This window comes from Streptomyces sp. BYX5S (assembly GCF_054724165.1).
In genome coordinates, this window is the sequence record NZ_CM138829.1 from 8,017,273 (window position 1) to 8,031,639 (window position 14,367).

A 14,367-nucleotide genomic window follows, 5' to 3' on the forward strand; every position below is an offset into this window, starting at 1 on the left:
CGTTTCCTACGTCCACTCACGCACTGCGGGCCACTTCTCTCACAGGGAGAACAGGTCTTCCTGGTAGTTCTCCACGATGTCCCGACGCGGATAGAACAGCCCTAGCAGCATGAACGTCTTGGGCCTCTTGGCAAGGTTTCCGACGAAACAGTGGACAGCCCGATCCGGATTAAACATCCGGGTGTACCAGCGCTCGCGCAGCTTCTCCTCGACACCCTGCTCCCCGTACTGGCGCCGGAACTTTCGGTACGACTCACCGGCCTCCCAGTCCCGGAGCGCCAGGTCGTGCCCGGTGCAGCGGGAGCCTCCGCACCTGAACCGGTAGCGGAACTCCAGGGGCACCCATTCCAATTGCCGTAGGTCCTGGTCGAGGAGATCCATCTGATCGGCCAGGGCAGCCTTGGACACGGGCCAGGGTTCGGCGGGTTGCAGACGGAAATCAACGGTGTCCACGAGGCGGAAGACGCCGAGGGACGTGCCGTGCTCTTCCTGGTCCCGTTTGATGGCGCACAGCGACGGGGCGATCAACGGACGAACGAACGAGTAGCGCTCCCGCCAGCCGTCGTGCGTGCCGATCCTGTCGACGACTTTGAGGGTTTCCAGGTTCGGGCGCAGGCTCTCGGGCCGTGAGTCCTGCTGGTGCCGGCGTACGTCGACCTCGACGATCGCGTACTTCGCGAACTGGCTTTGCTCTTCCAGGAGCCGAAAGGGAACGGGGAAGAGGCGGACGTGCTCGGGGGTGCTGCGGTCCAGCCGTATCCCCGCGACGCAACTGGTCTCGCGATACTTCGCGGACAACTCCGGATACGTCTTGACCGTAATCATGATCCGCGCTCGCTGCCACGCACCTGCCATGCCCCACCCCCGGTCCATGCCATCTGGACCAGATTGGAAATGACAGTGCTGACACGTGCAAGAGTGCCGACCGGCACGGTAGTTGAAGTCAGGCCAAGGGAGCGACAGGCAGTGATGCGCGCTTGTGCAGGGTTTCCAGTACGACCTGACGGTGGCAGCGTTGCTCGTCCTTCTCGAAGCACAGCACCGCAACCCGGGCCTGAGCTGCGTGTTCGGCGAGTCGGTCGAGGTCGGCCCGGGCAGCGTCCGTCCGCAGCAGACTGCGGAAGCGTGCTCGGCCTTCGCTGACGCGCCCTTCCCAGAACGGGGCGCGGTTGTCCTTCGGGTTCCCCAAGCCACGGAGGTGCGCGTAGCCGATACCCGCCTCGTCGAGGGCGTTTCCAAGCCGGGTCTTGCTGAAGCCGGGCTTGCGGCTGATCGGGGTCAGTCGGACGTCGGCGACCATGCTGATCTGCGTGTCCTTCAAGGAAGCCACGAAGGAGTCGATGTCCCGCCCCTCGTACCCGACCGACCACAAACCAGCCGCTGCGCCCTGCGCCTGCCGGAACAGCTCATCGAGCGAGACTCCGAGCGCTTCGGCCAATGCACCAACGGTGAAGAAACCTGGCTGAATCGCTCCCCCGCCCTCAAGGCGTGCCAGCGTCGCGGGCTGGATGCCGGCCTCTTTTGCCAGCCGCTCGGGCGTCCATCCGCGTTCGTCGCGAAGTGCGCGTACGCGAGCGGCCAGAGTCCGCATGGGAGAGGCATTGGAAGGAGTTAAGGGGCGATCGGCCATGGACCGGGATCCTAGTGGGGAAAGGCTGATCGGGAAGTGGTTCGCCGCGGGCGCATCGGCAGGGGCGGGCCACGGCCAGTAGAGAGAGCAGTACCCGGTCGCGGTCCCCGCTTCGGCTCCGGAGCGATCTCGGCGATCGGTCCGCTCGACGAGCACCTTGATCGCGTCGCGCATCGGATGGATGGCCACGATGCCCTGACCTGCCGGTCGCTGCGGGGCTAGTAGCGCCTGTTGTACGCGATGGTTGCGACGTCCTCCCGTCTTCGGCCTGGTTGTTGAGCAGGCACGTTGAGTGGATTTCTAGGAGGCCGTGGCCATGTACTTCGTGAAACGCGGCGGCGTGCCGGCTCATCCCGCGCTTCCACGGTGTCGGGGACTCCTCGGCGATCTCCCGCCACAGAGCCGAGTTGGCGGCGGCGAACGCGCACTTGGCCGTACCCAAGACGCCCGCCCGTAGGGGTGCTCGGAGGGCTCGCGTACGAGCAGGTCCGTGTCGAGAGGATGGTCAAGGTCCATGCCCCATGGCTCGGCGGGCCGCGTCCCGCAGCCAGTCTGGGGCGGCGGCCCGGTCCACGGTCGCGGCAGCCAGCACGGGGATACGGACACTCGCGGGGTGGCCAGGGCGTACGAGCAGGTACTTGCCGAGGAACGGGCTGGCAATCAGGCGGTGCATCTCGGTCCTCCACGGGGCAGGGGGCTTAGGGCAGTCGGCGTTCAGGCGGGAGCCCTGGCCCGGCGACGAACTCGGCGGCGGGTCCGGGCGGATCGAGTACGTCCACGAGGGCGCCAGCGGCGCGCGCAAGGTTCTTCACGTGCGCGTACACGAGGTAGTCGCTGTCGAGCGACGTCGGATTCGCAGGAGAGCTCAGCACGCGGTACGCGGAACGGAACACGGCCATCGTGGCGGGGCGCTGATCGGGGTAGTCCTCTCGGATCATCCGCTGCACCAGCTCCGTCAGCAGCTCGCTGTCCGTGTCCAGGCCCTGGCGGCTCGTCTCGGACAGCACCAGTTCCTCGGCCTTCCGGACCACGGCGCGGACCAGCTGGTACTCGATGGGTTCCTCGGCAGGAAGACCGACCCGCACGTCTGTATCGCGGGCCGGACCACCCGGGGTGGCGTCTTCTCTCGCGTTCGGTGCACGTCTGCTGCTCACAGCAGGATGATTGCTACGCACGGTGAAGCGGGACTAGGTCAGACCGTGGCCATGTGCGGCCACGTTGCGGCCATGGCCGGAAGCGGGCGCGATGACACTTCAGACTGCACGTGTGAGCCGCAATGATGCGCTGAGAGCCGCACGCCTCGGCAAGGGCTGGCGGACTGTGGAGCAGGCCGCAGCCGCGCTGAGCGTGCACGGCCAACAGCTCCTCGACGACCGGCACTTCACCGTGTCCGCGCGCACGTGGCGGCGGTGGGAGGGCGAGCGCCCTGGGTGGCCGAACGAAGAAACGGCCATCGTGATCCATGACGCGCTCGGTCGCTGGCCCGAGGATCTCGGGTTCACCACGCCGCCGGGGTGGCTCCGACCGGAACACCACGAAGAGGAAAAGGTGAAGCGTCGCGAGTTCGGCCTGGTCACCGCTGCCGCCCTGGTCCCGGGGCCGGTTGCGCGGCAGCACGTCGACCCCGCCCTGGTCCCGTACTTTCAGGAGCAACTCGAAGGCCACTACCGCGCCGACATGCTCCTCGGGCCGCACGACCTGATCGGCACGGTGAGCGCCCAGTACCAGCTCATCGACAAGCTCCTGCGTTCGGCGAAGGGCGAGACCCGAAACGGTCTGCTCCGGGTGGGCGCGGCCTATGCGGCACTGGTCGGCTGGCTTTATCAGGACGCCGGTGACATGCAGGGCGCGAGCTTCTGGCGAGGCGTCACCCAAGAGATCGCCATGCGGTCCCGCGATCCGCACCTGGTCGGCTACAGCCTGGTGAACCAAGCCCAGGTGAGGACCGATCTAGGCGATGGTCACGCCGTCATCGACCTGTGTGAGGCAGCGCTCGAAGACGAGCAGCAGCTGGTCCCGAAAGTCAGGATCATGGCGCGACAGCAGCAGGCCCACGGTGCGAGCCTGACCAACGATCGCAGTGCGGTCGACCGGCTGCTCGACGACGCCGATCGGCTGCTTTCCCGAGTCGATGACGACCTTCCCTGGGGCAACGCCTGCCGCCGCACCCCCGGCTACCTGGAGGTGCAGCGCGCCACCTGTTACGGGCGCCTCGGTCTCGGCCGCGAGGCCGGCGCCCTGTGGGACCAGGTCCTCCGCGGTGTCCCGGAAACGGCGCGTCGGGACCGCGGGGTCTACCTGGCCCGACAGGCCACGGCCGCAGCCGATGCAGGCGATCCCGATCAGGCCGTGCACATCGCGCGGGCCGTCGCCGACATCGCGGTGGAGACCAGATCGGCCCGCATGCGGCGTGAACTCGGCACTCTTCACCACGCGATGCGCCCGTGGCACGATGCCCCGATTGGCCAGGAGCTTGCCGAGGCCCTGGCGCCCGTGATCGAGGGGAGCTGAAGCGTGGCCGAGAACCCGGTGCCGCTGACCGAGGACGAGATCGTGATCGCGCTTGACGGCCTGCCCGGGTGGCGCCGGGACGGCGACGAGATCACGCGCACGTTCGGCATCCGGTACCACGGTGGTGTCGCGCTGATCGTGCACGTGGCCGACGTTGAACGGCTCATCGGACACCACGCGGACATCGACCTGCGCTGGGACACGATTCGCTTCGGGATCACCACGCACGATGCGGGCCACAGGCTGACCGCCGCGGACTTCGACTTGGCTCACCGGATCGACGACATCGCACGGGCTCACGGAGCCGAGCCGCTCGACCGATAGGTCGGACCTCGCGAAAGTGTCTCCTCCAACGTGGTCAGCGGCGCGGGCGATATCGCGACTGCAAGGGCGCCGTGGATGCCGACAGGGAAACATCAGGACGGGCGGACGCGTTTGACACTGTGGCGTGGCGGCGACACGCCTGATCCCCCGCTCCCGCGTGCCGAAGCCCGCCGCTCCGGAACCACCCGCCCGGCCCGCTTCAGCCCCACCCGCTCCCGCATCGCCCACGCACGGCTCGCCAACAAAGAAGCGCCCGAGCCGACCGAAGTCGACCCGAGCGCTCAATTGCAGGTCAGAGGGGGTAAACCCTCCTCCCGCACACGTAGACCCTGTGGGACTCGAACCCACAACCAATGGATTAAAAGTCCACTGCTCTGCCAATTGAGCTAAGGGTCCACCGCGCCGACCCGAGCCGACGCACCCCCGAGCATAGCCCGCCGAGGCCGGGAGGCCGATCGGGTATCGGGATAGCGGGGATCTCGTGGCGGAGGGAGTGTCAGCGCAGGAACCAGTGGCGGGCCGACACCGCCCACCACGTACCGGCGAAACCGAGGACCGCGAGGACCGCGACCGGGGCGTAGTTGAAGGTCTCCCAGGTGACCGGGGAGACCTGCGGCAGCATGAAGAGGACCGTGATGACGCCGACCCAGGCCACCGCCACCACGCCGATCGCCGTCGACCAGCGGCCCAGGTGCCACGGCCCCCGCTCGAACGCGTCACCCTTGCGCAGCCGCAGCAGCGTCGGGATGACGTACGCGATGTAGAGGCCGATGACGGCGATCGAGGTCACGGCCGCGTACGCCGTGACGTTGATCAGATACGGCAGGCCGAGGACCAGCGCGCCGGCCGCCGCGAGCCAGACCGCCGCGACGGGGGTCCGGGTGCGCGGGCTCACCGTGTGCCACACGCGGGAGAACGGCAGCGCCCCGTCGCGCGAGAACGCGTAGATCATGCGGGAGTTGGCCGTCACCGACGCCATGCCGCAGAAGAGCTGCGCCCCGATGACCACCAGGAGGAGCAGCTTGCCCGCCGTCGCGCCCAGCGCGTCCAGCAGGATCTGCGCCGGGGGCGCGCCCGTCGGCGAGTTCAGCGCGCCGTCGTACGACTGGATCGCGAAGGTGAAGCCCAGCAGCAGCACGAACCCGGCGATCCACGACGTCCAGATCGACCGCACGATGCCCTTCGGGCCCGCCGTGGACGCGTCGTGCGTCTCCTCCGTCATGTGCGCCGACGCGTCGTACCCGGTGAACGTGTACTGCGCCATCAGCAGCCCGATCAGCGCGACGTACAGACCGCTCCCCCAGCCCGTGTTGTTCACGAACTCGCCGAACACGAAGGACGCCGACTGGTGGCTGTCCGGCGCGAAGGCCAGCGCGCCCACGATCAGCGCCACCCCGAGGACGTGCCACCACACGCTGACGCTGTTCAGGAACGCCACGATGCGGACGCCGAAGGTGTTGAGCAGGCCGTGCAGCAGCAGGATCCCGGCGAACAGCAGGATCGTGCGGCCCGGTGTCACCTCGAAGCCGAACTGGAGGTTCAGGTACGCCCCGAGGAAGGACGCCGCGCCGAAGTCGATGCCGGCGGTCACCGCCACCTGACCCAGCACGTTGAACCATCCCGTGAACCACGCCCACGCCGCCGCACTCCGCTCCGGCGCCAGCCGGTACGCCCAGAAGTACAGCCCCGCCGACGTCGGATACGCCGAGCAGATCTCCGCCATCGCCAGGCCCACGAAGAGCGTCATCAGGCCGACCCCGACCCAGCCCCAGGTGATCAGGACCGGGCCGCCCGTGTTCATGCCGAAGAGGTAGAGGGTGAGGCAGCCGGAGAGGACGGAGATGATCGTGAAGGAGACGGCGTAGTTGGAGAAGGCCGACATGCGCCGGGCGAGGACCTGCGTGTAGCCGAGCTGGGCGAGGCGCTCCTCGTCGGAGCCCGCGACCACGGCCGACTGCTGCGCGTCAGTGGCTCTGCTGGCATCACTTGTCATGCCCCCAGCGATTCCCCCGCCGGGGGCCCGACATGCGCCGGACGAGGACCAGAAATCCTCAACTCGCCCGTCAGGGCTGGGCTTTGCGGCCCCCACCGCTGAGCGTGAAGGTTCCGGTCGCCGAGAGGCCGGCGCCGTCCCCGTCGGCCGGTGCGCCGCTGATCCGCCAGGTGTACGTGCCGTTGGCGGCGTAGCGGGTGTCCGAGGCCCTGCCGTCCCACGTCACGGAGAGCGCGGCGTCGCGGACGGTCGGCGTGAGCGTGCGCACCACGCGCCCGTTCGCGTCGACGATCTCGGCCTCGGCCCCGATGACCGGCTTGGACAGCAGCCAGGAACCCGCCCAGGTCCGGTCGATGGAGTTGTCGGACACGTCGACCGAGGGCTCGGAGTGCTCCGCGATCAGCCGCGCCGCGGACGTCGGCACCCCGCTGTCGACCACGCGCACCCGGCCGCCGCCGATCGCGTAGGCCAGCTCACCGCCGTACGGGTCGGCGCTCACCGGCACCTCGACGCCGGGGTCGGCCGGCAGTTCCTCCACCGTGCGCGGCTCGGCGACGGTGCCGTCGTGGAAGTCGGTCACCTCGACGCGGCGGGTGCCGGCGTCGTACGAGACCACGTACCCGTCGCCGAGCTCGCCCGCGTGCGGCAGCGCCATCCGCTTCCCGGTCACGGTGTCGTAAACGACGACGGGCTCGGACTCGTACGGGGACACGCACTCCCAGTACACCCAACGCCCCACCGCCTGAAGGTCCTTGGCCGGGCAGGCGGACACGTCGGCCGTGTCGCTCGGGCCGTCGGTGAGGCCGGTGCCCTTCAGGGTGAAGCCGTCCATGACCCACAGGGCACTGCCCCACACCGCCGCGGCGCTCGCGCCCTCGATCACGCGGTAACCGCCGGCGACCTGGTCGACGAGGTACTTGTCCTCCTCCTGACCGGGCCGGCCGTAGACCGCGTACGGGCCGGAGGCCGAGAGCACCTCGGTGCCGTCGCCCCAGGCACCCGTCGGGGCGTGGGTCAGTGCGTTGAGGTCGGTGACCTCGCCGTCGGCGTCGGCGGATTCCAGCCGGCCGTTGCCGCCGTCGTTCGCGAGGATCACGGAGTGCCCGTCGCCGGTGCTCAGCGGCCGGGTGTCCGCGTACCGGGCGTACTGCTTCTGGTCCGACCCGTCCGGCTCGGCCACCGGCTTCCAGGTGCCGGCCGAGGGCGCGGCGCCGAGCGTGATGCCGCCGCGCTGGGCCACGGCGGGCAGGGGGCGGCTGTCGGGTTCGGCGGTGGTGAGCCGTCCCGCGGCCAGCGACAGCGCGGTCACCTTCCCGGGCTTGGGCGGTACGGCGCGCACCGTCGTCGCGGTGGGCGCGCCATCGGCGCCGGGGGCGATCCTGCGCACCGCCCAGTCGCCGCTGTCCGTGCCGCCGGTCACCAGCGCGCCGCCGTCGGGCGCCTGCACGATCCGGGGGCGGGCGTGCGCGAGCACGGTGGTGGGGGCGCCGCCGTCCAGCGGGTACGCCTTGAGCGCGGTGCCGAGGCGGACGCGGATGTCCGCGTCGGGCAGCGTCACGGGCCGGCGGGCGAGGAGGACGTAGTCGCCGGACAGGCCGATGACGGGCTTGCCCAGGTCCTCCTTCGTGTAGTCGGACATCGGGACCGGGACCAGCGTCGGCGCCTTCGTGGGCTGCGCCCGGTCCCAGACGCGCACGCCGAAGTTGTCGTCGTTGTAGTACGCGATCCGGTCCGCGGTGAGGACCGCCGCCGAGTCGTCGTTCGCGCTCGCGCCGCCGAGCGACGCGGTGATCTTCGCGCTCTCCAGGTCGAGCAGTCCGAGCGAGGGGCCGTACCCGTCGACGAAGTAGTGCACGACCAGCGTGGTGGCGTCGCCGCCCTGCACGGTGTGGGCGGCCATGGCGCCCGCGTCGAGCCCGGACACCGGGGTGTCGGCGGTGCCGCCGGCGCCGTCGGCGCGCAGGACGTGCAGGTCCCCGCGCTCGGCGCCGTCGGCCCAGATGCCGGTCAGCACGGCGGAGCCGTACGTGCCCAGGTACTTCTGCCCCGCGGGCACCTTGATCCCGGCCGACGTGCCGGTCTTCATGTCCTTGAGGACGACGGTGCCCGCGGCCTCGTCGTACACGCCGACCGTGTCGGATCCGGCGCCGCTCACGGCCCCGGCCTCGGCCTGCTCCTGCGTGCCGAGGTCGACCGGGGCGCCCTCGGTGGGCACCCAGCGGTACCGGCCGAGTCCGGTGCCCGGCCCGTCGGGCTCGGTCCGCTCCAACTGCCCGTCGGGGCCCGCCGCGTAGAGCGTGTTGCCGCGCGGCAGATGGCGGTCGGGCGCGTCGACGGTGAGCGGGGCCGTGTCGGCGTACGCGCTCGGCAGCAGGAACGGCAGGGCTCCGGCCCCGGCGGCCAGCGCCAGCGAGGCGGCGACACCGCCTCGGACGATGGTTCCTGCGCGCCGTGTACGTGCGGATCTCTGCTTGTGGCTGGAGACCACTCAGCACCTCCTGAGGTATCCGGCAGGCGACATTGATCACCCGCGCGGGCCGCGGAACGTAGCACAGCAGAGACACAGAATTCGATCACTTGAACGAAAGGTGCAGCGGCCGCCAAACCAGGTCACCCGCCCTCGGACGCGCGGGTCGTGACGGGTGGGCGCGGACATGCGAGAGGGCCCGTACGACACCTGGTCGGGTGTCGTACGGGCCCTCTCACTCAGTGCTGCGAGCCGGGATCAGCCGTTGCGCTTCCAACGCGGCTTGTCGTCACGGCGGCCGCCGAAGGAGCCGGAACCGGCGCCACGGTGGTCGTCACGACGGCCGTAGGGACGGTGGCCGCCGGAGGGGCGGTCGTCGCGGCGGTCGCGGTTGAACGGGCGGTCGCTGCCCCGGTGGCCCGAGGGACGGTCGTCGCGGCGGAAGCCGCCACGGTCGCCGCCGCGGTGGTCGTCGCGGCGCTCGAAGGAGCGGCCGCCACGGTCGTCGCGGTTGAAGCCGCGGTCACGGTTGAAGCCACCGCGGTCGTTGTCCCGGCGGAAGCCGCCCCGGTCACCGCCACGGTCACCACCGCGGTCGTCACGGCGCTCGAAGGAACGGCCACCACGGTCACCGCCGCGGTCGTCGCGACGGAAGCCACCGCGGTCACCGCCACGCTCGCCACCGCGGTCGTCGCGGCGCTCGAAGGAGCGGCCGCCACGGTCGTCACGGCGGTCGTCGCGACGGAAGCCGCCACGGTCGCCACCGCGGTCGTTGTCCCGGCGGAACCCACCGCGGTCGCCACCGCGGTCGAAGGAACGGCCACCACGGTCACCGCCGCGGTCGTCGCGACGGAAGCCACCGCGGTCACCGCCACGGTCGCCACCGCGGTCGCGGCGCTCGAAGTTGCCCCGGTCGTCGCGGCGCTGACGCGGCTCGTAGGAGGCACGCTCGGCGCGCTCCTGGCGCTGCGCCTCCTCGGCGGCAGCGGCGGCGGCCTGGGCGGCCTGCTCGGCGGCGGCCTCCTGCGCGGCGGTGACGGCGGCGGCGACACCCTCCTCGTCCTCACCGCGGTCGCGGGCGGCGCGGGCGGTGAGGCGGTCGGCCTCCTCGCGCAGCTCGGTGGCGCGACGGGTCGCGCGCTCCAGCTGCTTGGTGAGGCTGGTGACCTCGCGCTCGGCCTGCTGCGCGGCGTTGCCCGCCGACTCGGCCTGGACCTCGGTCATGGACCGGGCGCCGGTGATCTCGGCGACCTCCGGGTCGAAGGCGGCGCCGCCCTGGATGATGTGACGCCCGGCGTCGACGCCCGCGTCCTCCATGAGGCGGAAGATCTGGCGGCGCTGGTGCGGCAGCGACAGGGAGACGACCGTGCCGGAGCGGCCCGCGCGGGCGGTGCGGCCGGAGCGGTGCAGGTAGTCCTTGTGGTCGCCGGCCGGGTCCACGTTCAGAACCAGGTCGATGTCGTCGACGTGGATGCCGCGGGCGGCGACGTCGGTGGCGACGAGGGCGTTGACGTAGCCCTTCTTGAAGTCCTCGAGGACGCGGGTACGGGCGCCCTGCGTCATGCCGCCGTGCAGCGCGTCGGCCTTCACACCGGCGTCGCAGAGCTGCTCGGCGATGCGGTCGGCGCCCAGCTGGGTGCGGACGAAGATGATCGTGCGGCCCTTGCGGGAGGCGATGGCCGCGGTGACCGGCGCCTTGTCCTTGGGCTTCACGATGAGGATGTGGTGCGACATCGTCGTGACGTTGCCCTGGGCGCTGTCGACCTCGTGGCTGACCGGGTCGTTCAGGTAGCGGGTGACGAGCGTCTTGATCTCGTTCTCCATGGTGGCGGAGAAGAGCATGCGCTGGCCGCCGGCCGGGACCTGGTCGAGGATCTCGGTGACCTCGGGCAGGAAGCCCAGGTCGGACATCTGGTCGGCCTCGTCGAGGACGGCGACCTCGATGTTGCTCAGGTCGCAGGCGCCGCGGTTGATGAGGTCGCGCAGACGGCCCGGGGTGGCGACGAGGATGTCGACGCCGCGCTCCAGGGCGTAGATCTGGTTGCCCATCGACGTACCGCCGCAGACGACCTTCATCTTCAGGCCGACCTGGTCGCCGTACGGCTGGAGGGCGTCCGCGACCTGCATCGCGAGCTCACGGGTGGGGGTGAGGATGACGGCGCGCGGCTTGTGCTTCTCGCTGCGGCCACCGGCCAGACGCGCGAGCGTCGGCAGGCCGAACGAGAGGGTCTTGCCGGAGCCGGTGCGGCCACGGCCGAGGATGTCCTTGCCGGCCAGGGCGTCCGGGATGGTCGCGGCCTGGATCGGGAACGGGGTGGTCACCCCGTTCTGCGCGAGCTTGCGCACGACCGGCTCGGGCAGACCGAGGTCGGCGAAGGTCAGGGTGGGCTCGTCGTTCTCGATGACCTCGACGGTCTCGTTCTCGACGGCCTCGACGTCGCCGGCGTTCTCGATGGCCTGGTCGGCGATGTTTTCAGTGGAAATGGACATGCGAAATGCGAAACCTTCCGGAGTCTCGGCACGCGCCCGCAACTCCGTGTATTCGCAATTCAGCAAATCGACCGCCTCAATGCGGTCCAGCCACGGCAAGGGAGAGTACGCGCCACGCGGCGCTCTCTTGACGGCGCCGGGCAAATGGGATCAAACGATCTACCACCATACGCACCCCCCACCCCCGGAGGCAAACCGGCTCGTTGAGACCCCGGTCACAACGGGCTCAGACCGGGTCCCCGGCCCGCGGCTGCGGCTCGTTGGCCTGCTCCCCCGTGGCCCCTTCGTGCGCCGAGGAGGAGGGCTCGGCGGTGGGCGGCGACGAGGACGGCTCGGCGGTCGGCTCCGTCGGCGACGGGGTGTCCGGCGCGCTGGGCGAGGTCGGCCGCTGCGAGGGCGTCACCGACTCGCTGCGCGACGGCGAACCGGAGCCCGACCCGGGCCCGGAGGGCGAGGTGGACGTCCTCGTGGGCGCGGAGGACGCCGCGGACGGCGTGGTGGAGGCGGTGGCCGAGGGGGGCGCGCTGGGCGTCGCCGAGGCCCGCCCGGCGCGCGCCCCCGCCTGCGTCCCGCCCTGGGAGACCTCGGTGCCGCCGTCGGGCGCGGCGCCCGAGCCCCGCTGCGGCGGCGAGTGGGTGGCCGCGGTGCCGCCGTCGGCGCCCACGCTCATGCAGCCGGCGGCCGCGGCGACGGCCACCGTGGTCGCGGCCAGCCGGCCGATTCGGAGCGCACTGGACGACAGGGCGCGTGACGATACGGACAGCTGGCGCACGGGCGAGCACCTCCGGTGCACGGGACGGAGTGACCTTGGGGGGTACCGGTTCCAACTTCCGTCTCCCTCGCGAGGACACGCGCCGCACGAGCACCGCACAAAGCCCCCACAATCAGTGCGGATACGCGAACCGCCCCGGCAGGAGGCACCGGCGCGGGAACCTCACCCGTAACCGAGCGCGTGCAGCCGCGCGTCGTCGATCCCGAAGTGGTGCGCGATCTCGTGCACCACGGTCACCTCGGTCTCCGCGACCACGTCCTCCCGCGACTCGCACATCCGCAGCGTCGGCCCCCGGTAGATCGTGATCCGGTCCGGCAGCACCCCCGCGTACCACTCGCCCCGCTCGGTGAGCGGGGTCCCTTCGTAGAGCCCGAGCAGCTCGGGGTCCTCGGCGGGCGGCTCGTCCTCCACGAACACGGCCACGTTGTCCATCAGTCGGGTCAGCTCGGGCGGGATCCGGTCGAGCGCCTCGGCGACCAGTTCCTCGAACGTCTCGCGCGTCATCTCCAGCACACGCCCATTGTCCGGTACAACCCGCATATCCACCCGCGCACTTGGGCATACGGCAGCAATGGCCCGCTCGCCCGCCGCCGCCATGCACCTGCTCCGACGCCGCATACGGGGCGCACGCGCCGCCCCGTCGGCGCTGCTGCGCCACTACCGCGACCGGCACCCCCACCCGGTCGTGGAGCTGGTCCACCCCCCGCACCCCTACGTACGCGCCCTGGGCCTGGTGGCCGTCGTACTGCTCGGCGCCTGGCTCGGCCTGCTGATCGTCGGCAGCGTGCGCACGCCGGTGGGGCCGATGGACACGAAGATGACGCTGCGCCCGTCGTTCTCGGGCGGTACGAAGATCAACGTGTCGCCGCTCGGCGCCCTGGAGCTCAGCTCCCACACGGCCCCGATCCGGCTCGACGTCGACGTGGACCGCCTCGACCCGGCACGCGCCCAGGCCCTGGTCGACCACCCCGAGCGCTTCTCCGGCCTCCAGGACGAGGTCGCGCGCGACGTCGAGCACGGCACGGTCGACCTGGCGGTGCGCTCCTGCGTGGCGGTGGTCGCGGGCGCCACGACGCTGGGCCTCGTCGTCTACCGCCGCCCGCGCCGCGCCCTGGCGGCCGGCGGCCTGGCCCTCGCCCTCCTAGCGGCCTCGGGCGGCACGGCGTACGCGACGTGGAACCCGGAGTCGGTCCTGGAGCCGAAGTTCTCCGGCCTGCTCTCCTCGGCGCCCTCCGTGGTCGGCAGCGCCCGCTCGATCGTCACGGAATTCGACGCGTACCAGAAGGAGTTGGCGCTCCTCGTCACGAACGTGACGAAGCTGTACGACGCGACGTCCACGCTCCCCGCGTACCAGCCGGACCCCTCGACGATCCGTGTGCTGCACGTGTCGGACATCCATCTGAACCCGGCGTCGTGGAAGATCATCGCCTCGCTCGTGGAGCAGTACCGGATCTCGGTGATCGTCGACACCGGCGACACGATGGACCACGGTTCGACGGCCGAGAACGCCTTCCTCGACCCGATCAAGGACCTGAACGCGCCCTACGTCTGGATCCGCGGCAACCACGACTCGAAGAAGGCGACGCAGAAGTACCTCTCCGACAAGAAGCGCTTCAAGAACGTCCACGTCCTCGACGACGGCAGGGCGGTCGACGTCGCGGGCCTGCGCTTCGCCGGGATGGGCGACCCGCAGTACACCCCGGACCGGGCGACGAAGGCCCAGGGCGACCCGGCCGTGCGGCTGTCCGGCATCCGGCTCGCCTCGGCGCTGCGCGACCAGAAGGCGGCGGGCACCCCGGTCGACATCGCGCTCGCCCACGAGCCGGTCGCGGCGCGCGAGGTGGACGGCGAGGTGCCGCTCGCCCTGGCCGGGCACATCCACCACCAGGAGATGGAACTGCTGCCGCTGGGCACCCGGCTGCGCATCGAGGGGTCGACGGGCGGCAGCGGACTGCGCGCGGTCGACAACGAGAACGGCCACCCCGACCCGGTCGAGGCGTCGGTCCTCTACCTGGACCGCACGACCAAGCGCCTCCAGGCCTGGGACGAGATCCGGCTCGGCGGTCTGGGCCTGACGAAGGCCGAGGTCAGCCGTCATCTGCCGAAGGAGAACCAGCCCGGCGCGACCCCGTCGCCGAGCCCCGCGGAGAGCTCCCCGTAAACCGTTTTGGCGATAGCTC

12 protein-coding genes and 1 tRNA gene are annotated in these 14,367 nt (G+C 70.9%); 3 read left to right on the forward strand and 10 right to left on the reverse strand.

From position 1 onward, the window contains the following. Positions 1–39 precede the first annotated feature (39 nt). The 4 genes from ACYBSK_RS36210 to ACYBSK_RS36225 form a co-directional block, all read right to left on the reverse strand. Positions 40–855, reverse strand: coding sequence for a hypothetical protein (locus ACYBSK_RS36210; RefSeq protein WP_460244613.1), 816 nt, complete (start codon positions 853–855; stop codon positions 40–42). Positions 856–943: 88 nt separating this feature from the next. After that, a complete protein-coding gene (locus ACYBSK_RS36215) occupies positions 944–1,819 on the reverse strand; it encodes a DUF488 family protein, N3 subclade (protein WP_460244614.1) in 876 nt (291 codons plus the stop codon). A 316-nt stretch (positions 1,820–2,135) separates the two neighbouring features. Continuing rightward, entirely contained in the window at positions 2,136–2,303 is a 168-nt protein-coding gene (locus ACYBSK_RS36220; protein WP_460244615.1) for a hypothetical protein, read from the reverse strand. A gap of 25 nt (positions 2,304–2,328) precedes the next feature. Beyond that, the gene (locus ACYBSK_RS36225; protein WP_460244616.1) at positions 2,329–2,715 is read right to left on the reverse strand and encodes a hypothetical protein; all 387 of its coding nucleotides are present in this window, start codon (positions 2,713–2,715) and stop codon (positions 2,329–2,331) included. 181 nt (positions 2,716–2,896) lie between these two features. Here ACYBSK_RS36225 and ACYBSK_RS36230 point away from each other — a divergent pair, with 181 nt between their 5' ends. Beyond that, entirely contained in the window at positions 2,897–4,141 is a 1,245-nt protein-coding gene (locus ACYBSK_RS36230; protein WP_460244617.1) for a Twin-arginine translocation pathway signal, read from the forward strand. 3 nt (positions 4,142–4,144) lie between these two features. Next, positions 4,145–4,465, forward strand: a complete 321-nt coding sequence (locus tag ACYBSK_RS36235) for a 4a-hydroxytetrahydrobiopterin dehydratase (protein ID WP_460244618.1) — start codon at positions 4,145–4,147, stop codon at positions 4,463–4,465. A gap of 323 nt (positions 4,466–4,788) precedes the next feature. Here the strand turns inward: ACYBSK_RS36235 and ACYBSK_RS36240 are convergent. The 6 genes from ACYBSK_RS36240 to ACYBSK_RS36265 form a co-directional block, all read right to left on the reverse strand. Continuing rightward, positions 4,789–4,861 (reverse strand) — tRNA-Lys (locus ACYBSK_RS36240). A gap of 100 nt (positions 4,862–4,961) precedes the next feature. Then, the gene (locus ACYBSK_RS36245; RefSeq protein ID WP_457481472.1) at positions 4,962–6,458 is read right to left on the reverse strand and encodes an amino acid permease; all 1,497 of its coding nucleotides are present in this window, start codon (positions 6,456–6,458) and stop codon (positions 4,962–4,964) included. A 70-nt stretch (positions 6,459–6,528) separates the two neighbouring features. Then, entirely contained in the window at positions 6,529–8,946 is a 2,418-nt protein-coding gene (locus ACYBSK_RS36250) for a FlgD immunoglobulin-like domain containing protein (RefSeq protein WP_460244619.1), read from the reverse strand. Positions 8,947–9,183: 237 nt separating this feature from the next. Next, positions 9,184–11,415: a DEAD/DEAH box helicase gene (locus ACYBSK_RS36255; RefSeq protein ID WP_460244620.1), complete on the reverse strand. Its 2,232-nt coding sequence runs from the start codon at positions 11,413–11,415 to the stop codon at positions 9,184–9,186. Between the two features lie 226 nt (positions 11,416–11,641). Then, a complete protein-coding gene (locus tag ACYBSK_RS36260) occupies positions 11,642–12,187 on the reverse strand; it encodes a hypothetical protein (protein ID WP_460244621.1) in 546 nt (181 codons plus the stop codon). 162 nt (positions 12,188–12,349) lie between these two features. After that, positions 12,350–12,700 carry a metallopeptidase family protein gene (locus ACYBSK_RS36265; protein ID WP_460244622.1) on the reverse strand — a complete coding sequence of 117 codons (351 nt, stop codon included), beginning with the start codon at positions 12,698–12,700 and terminating at the stop codon, positions 12,350–12,352. Between the two features lie 58 nt (positions 12,701–12,758). On the opposite strand from ACYBSK_RS36265, the gene ACYBSK_RS36270 reads away from it, so the two are divergent. After that, positions 12,759–14,348: a metallophosphoesterase family protein gene (locus ACYBSK_RS36270; RefSeq protein WP_460244623.1), complete on the forward strand. Its 1,590-nt coding sequence runs from the start codon at positions 12,759–12,761 to the stop codon at positions 14,346–14,348. The last annotated feature ends 19 nt before the right edge of the window (positions 14,349–14,367 follow it).

Excerpts from the sequence above, each read along its gene's own strand:
- ACYBSK_RS36210 (WP_460244613.1), bottom strand. The coding sequence starts at position 855 with ATGGCAGGTGCGTGGCAGCGAGCGCGGATCATGATTACGGTCAAGACG.
- ACYBSK_RS36220 (WP_460244615.1), bottom strand. The coding sequence starts at position 2,303 with ATGCACCGCCTGATTGCCAGCCCGTTCCTCGGCAAGTACCTGCTCGTA.
- ACYBSK_RS36245 (WP_457481472.1), bottom strand. The coding sequence starts at position 6,458 with ATGACAAGTGATGCCAGCAGAGCCACTGACGCGCAGCAGTCGGCCGTG.
- ACYBSK_RS36255 (WP_460244620.1), bottom strand. The coding sequence starts at position 11,415 with ATGTCCATTTCCACTGAAAACATCGCCGACCAGGCCATCGAGAACGCC.
- ACYBSK_RS36270 (WP_460244623.1), top strand. The coding sequence starts at position 12,759 with ATGGCCCGCTCGCCCGCCGCCGCCATGCACCTGCTCCGACGCCGCATA.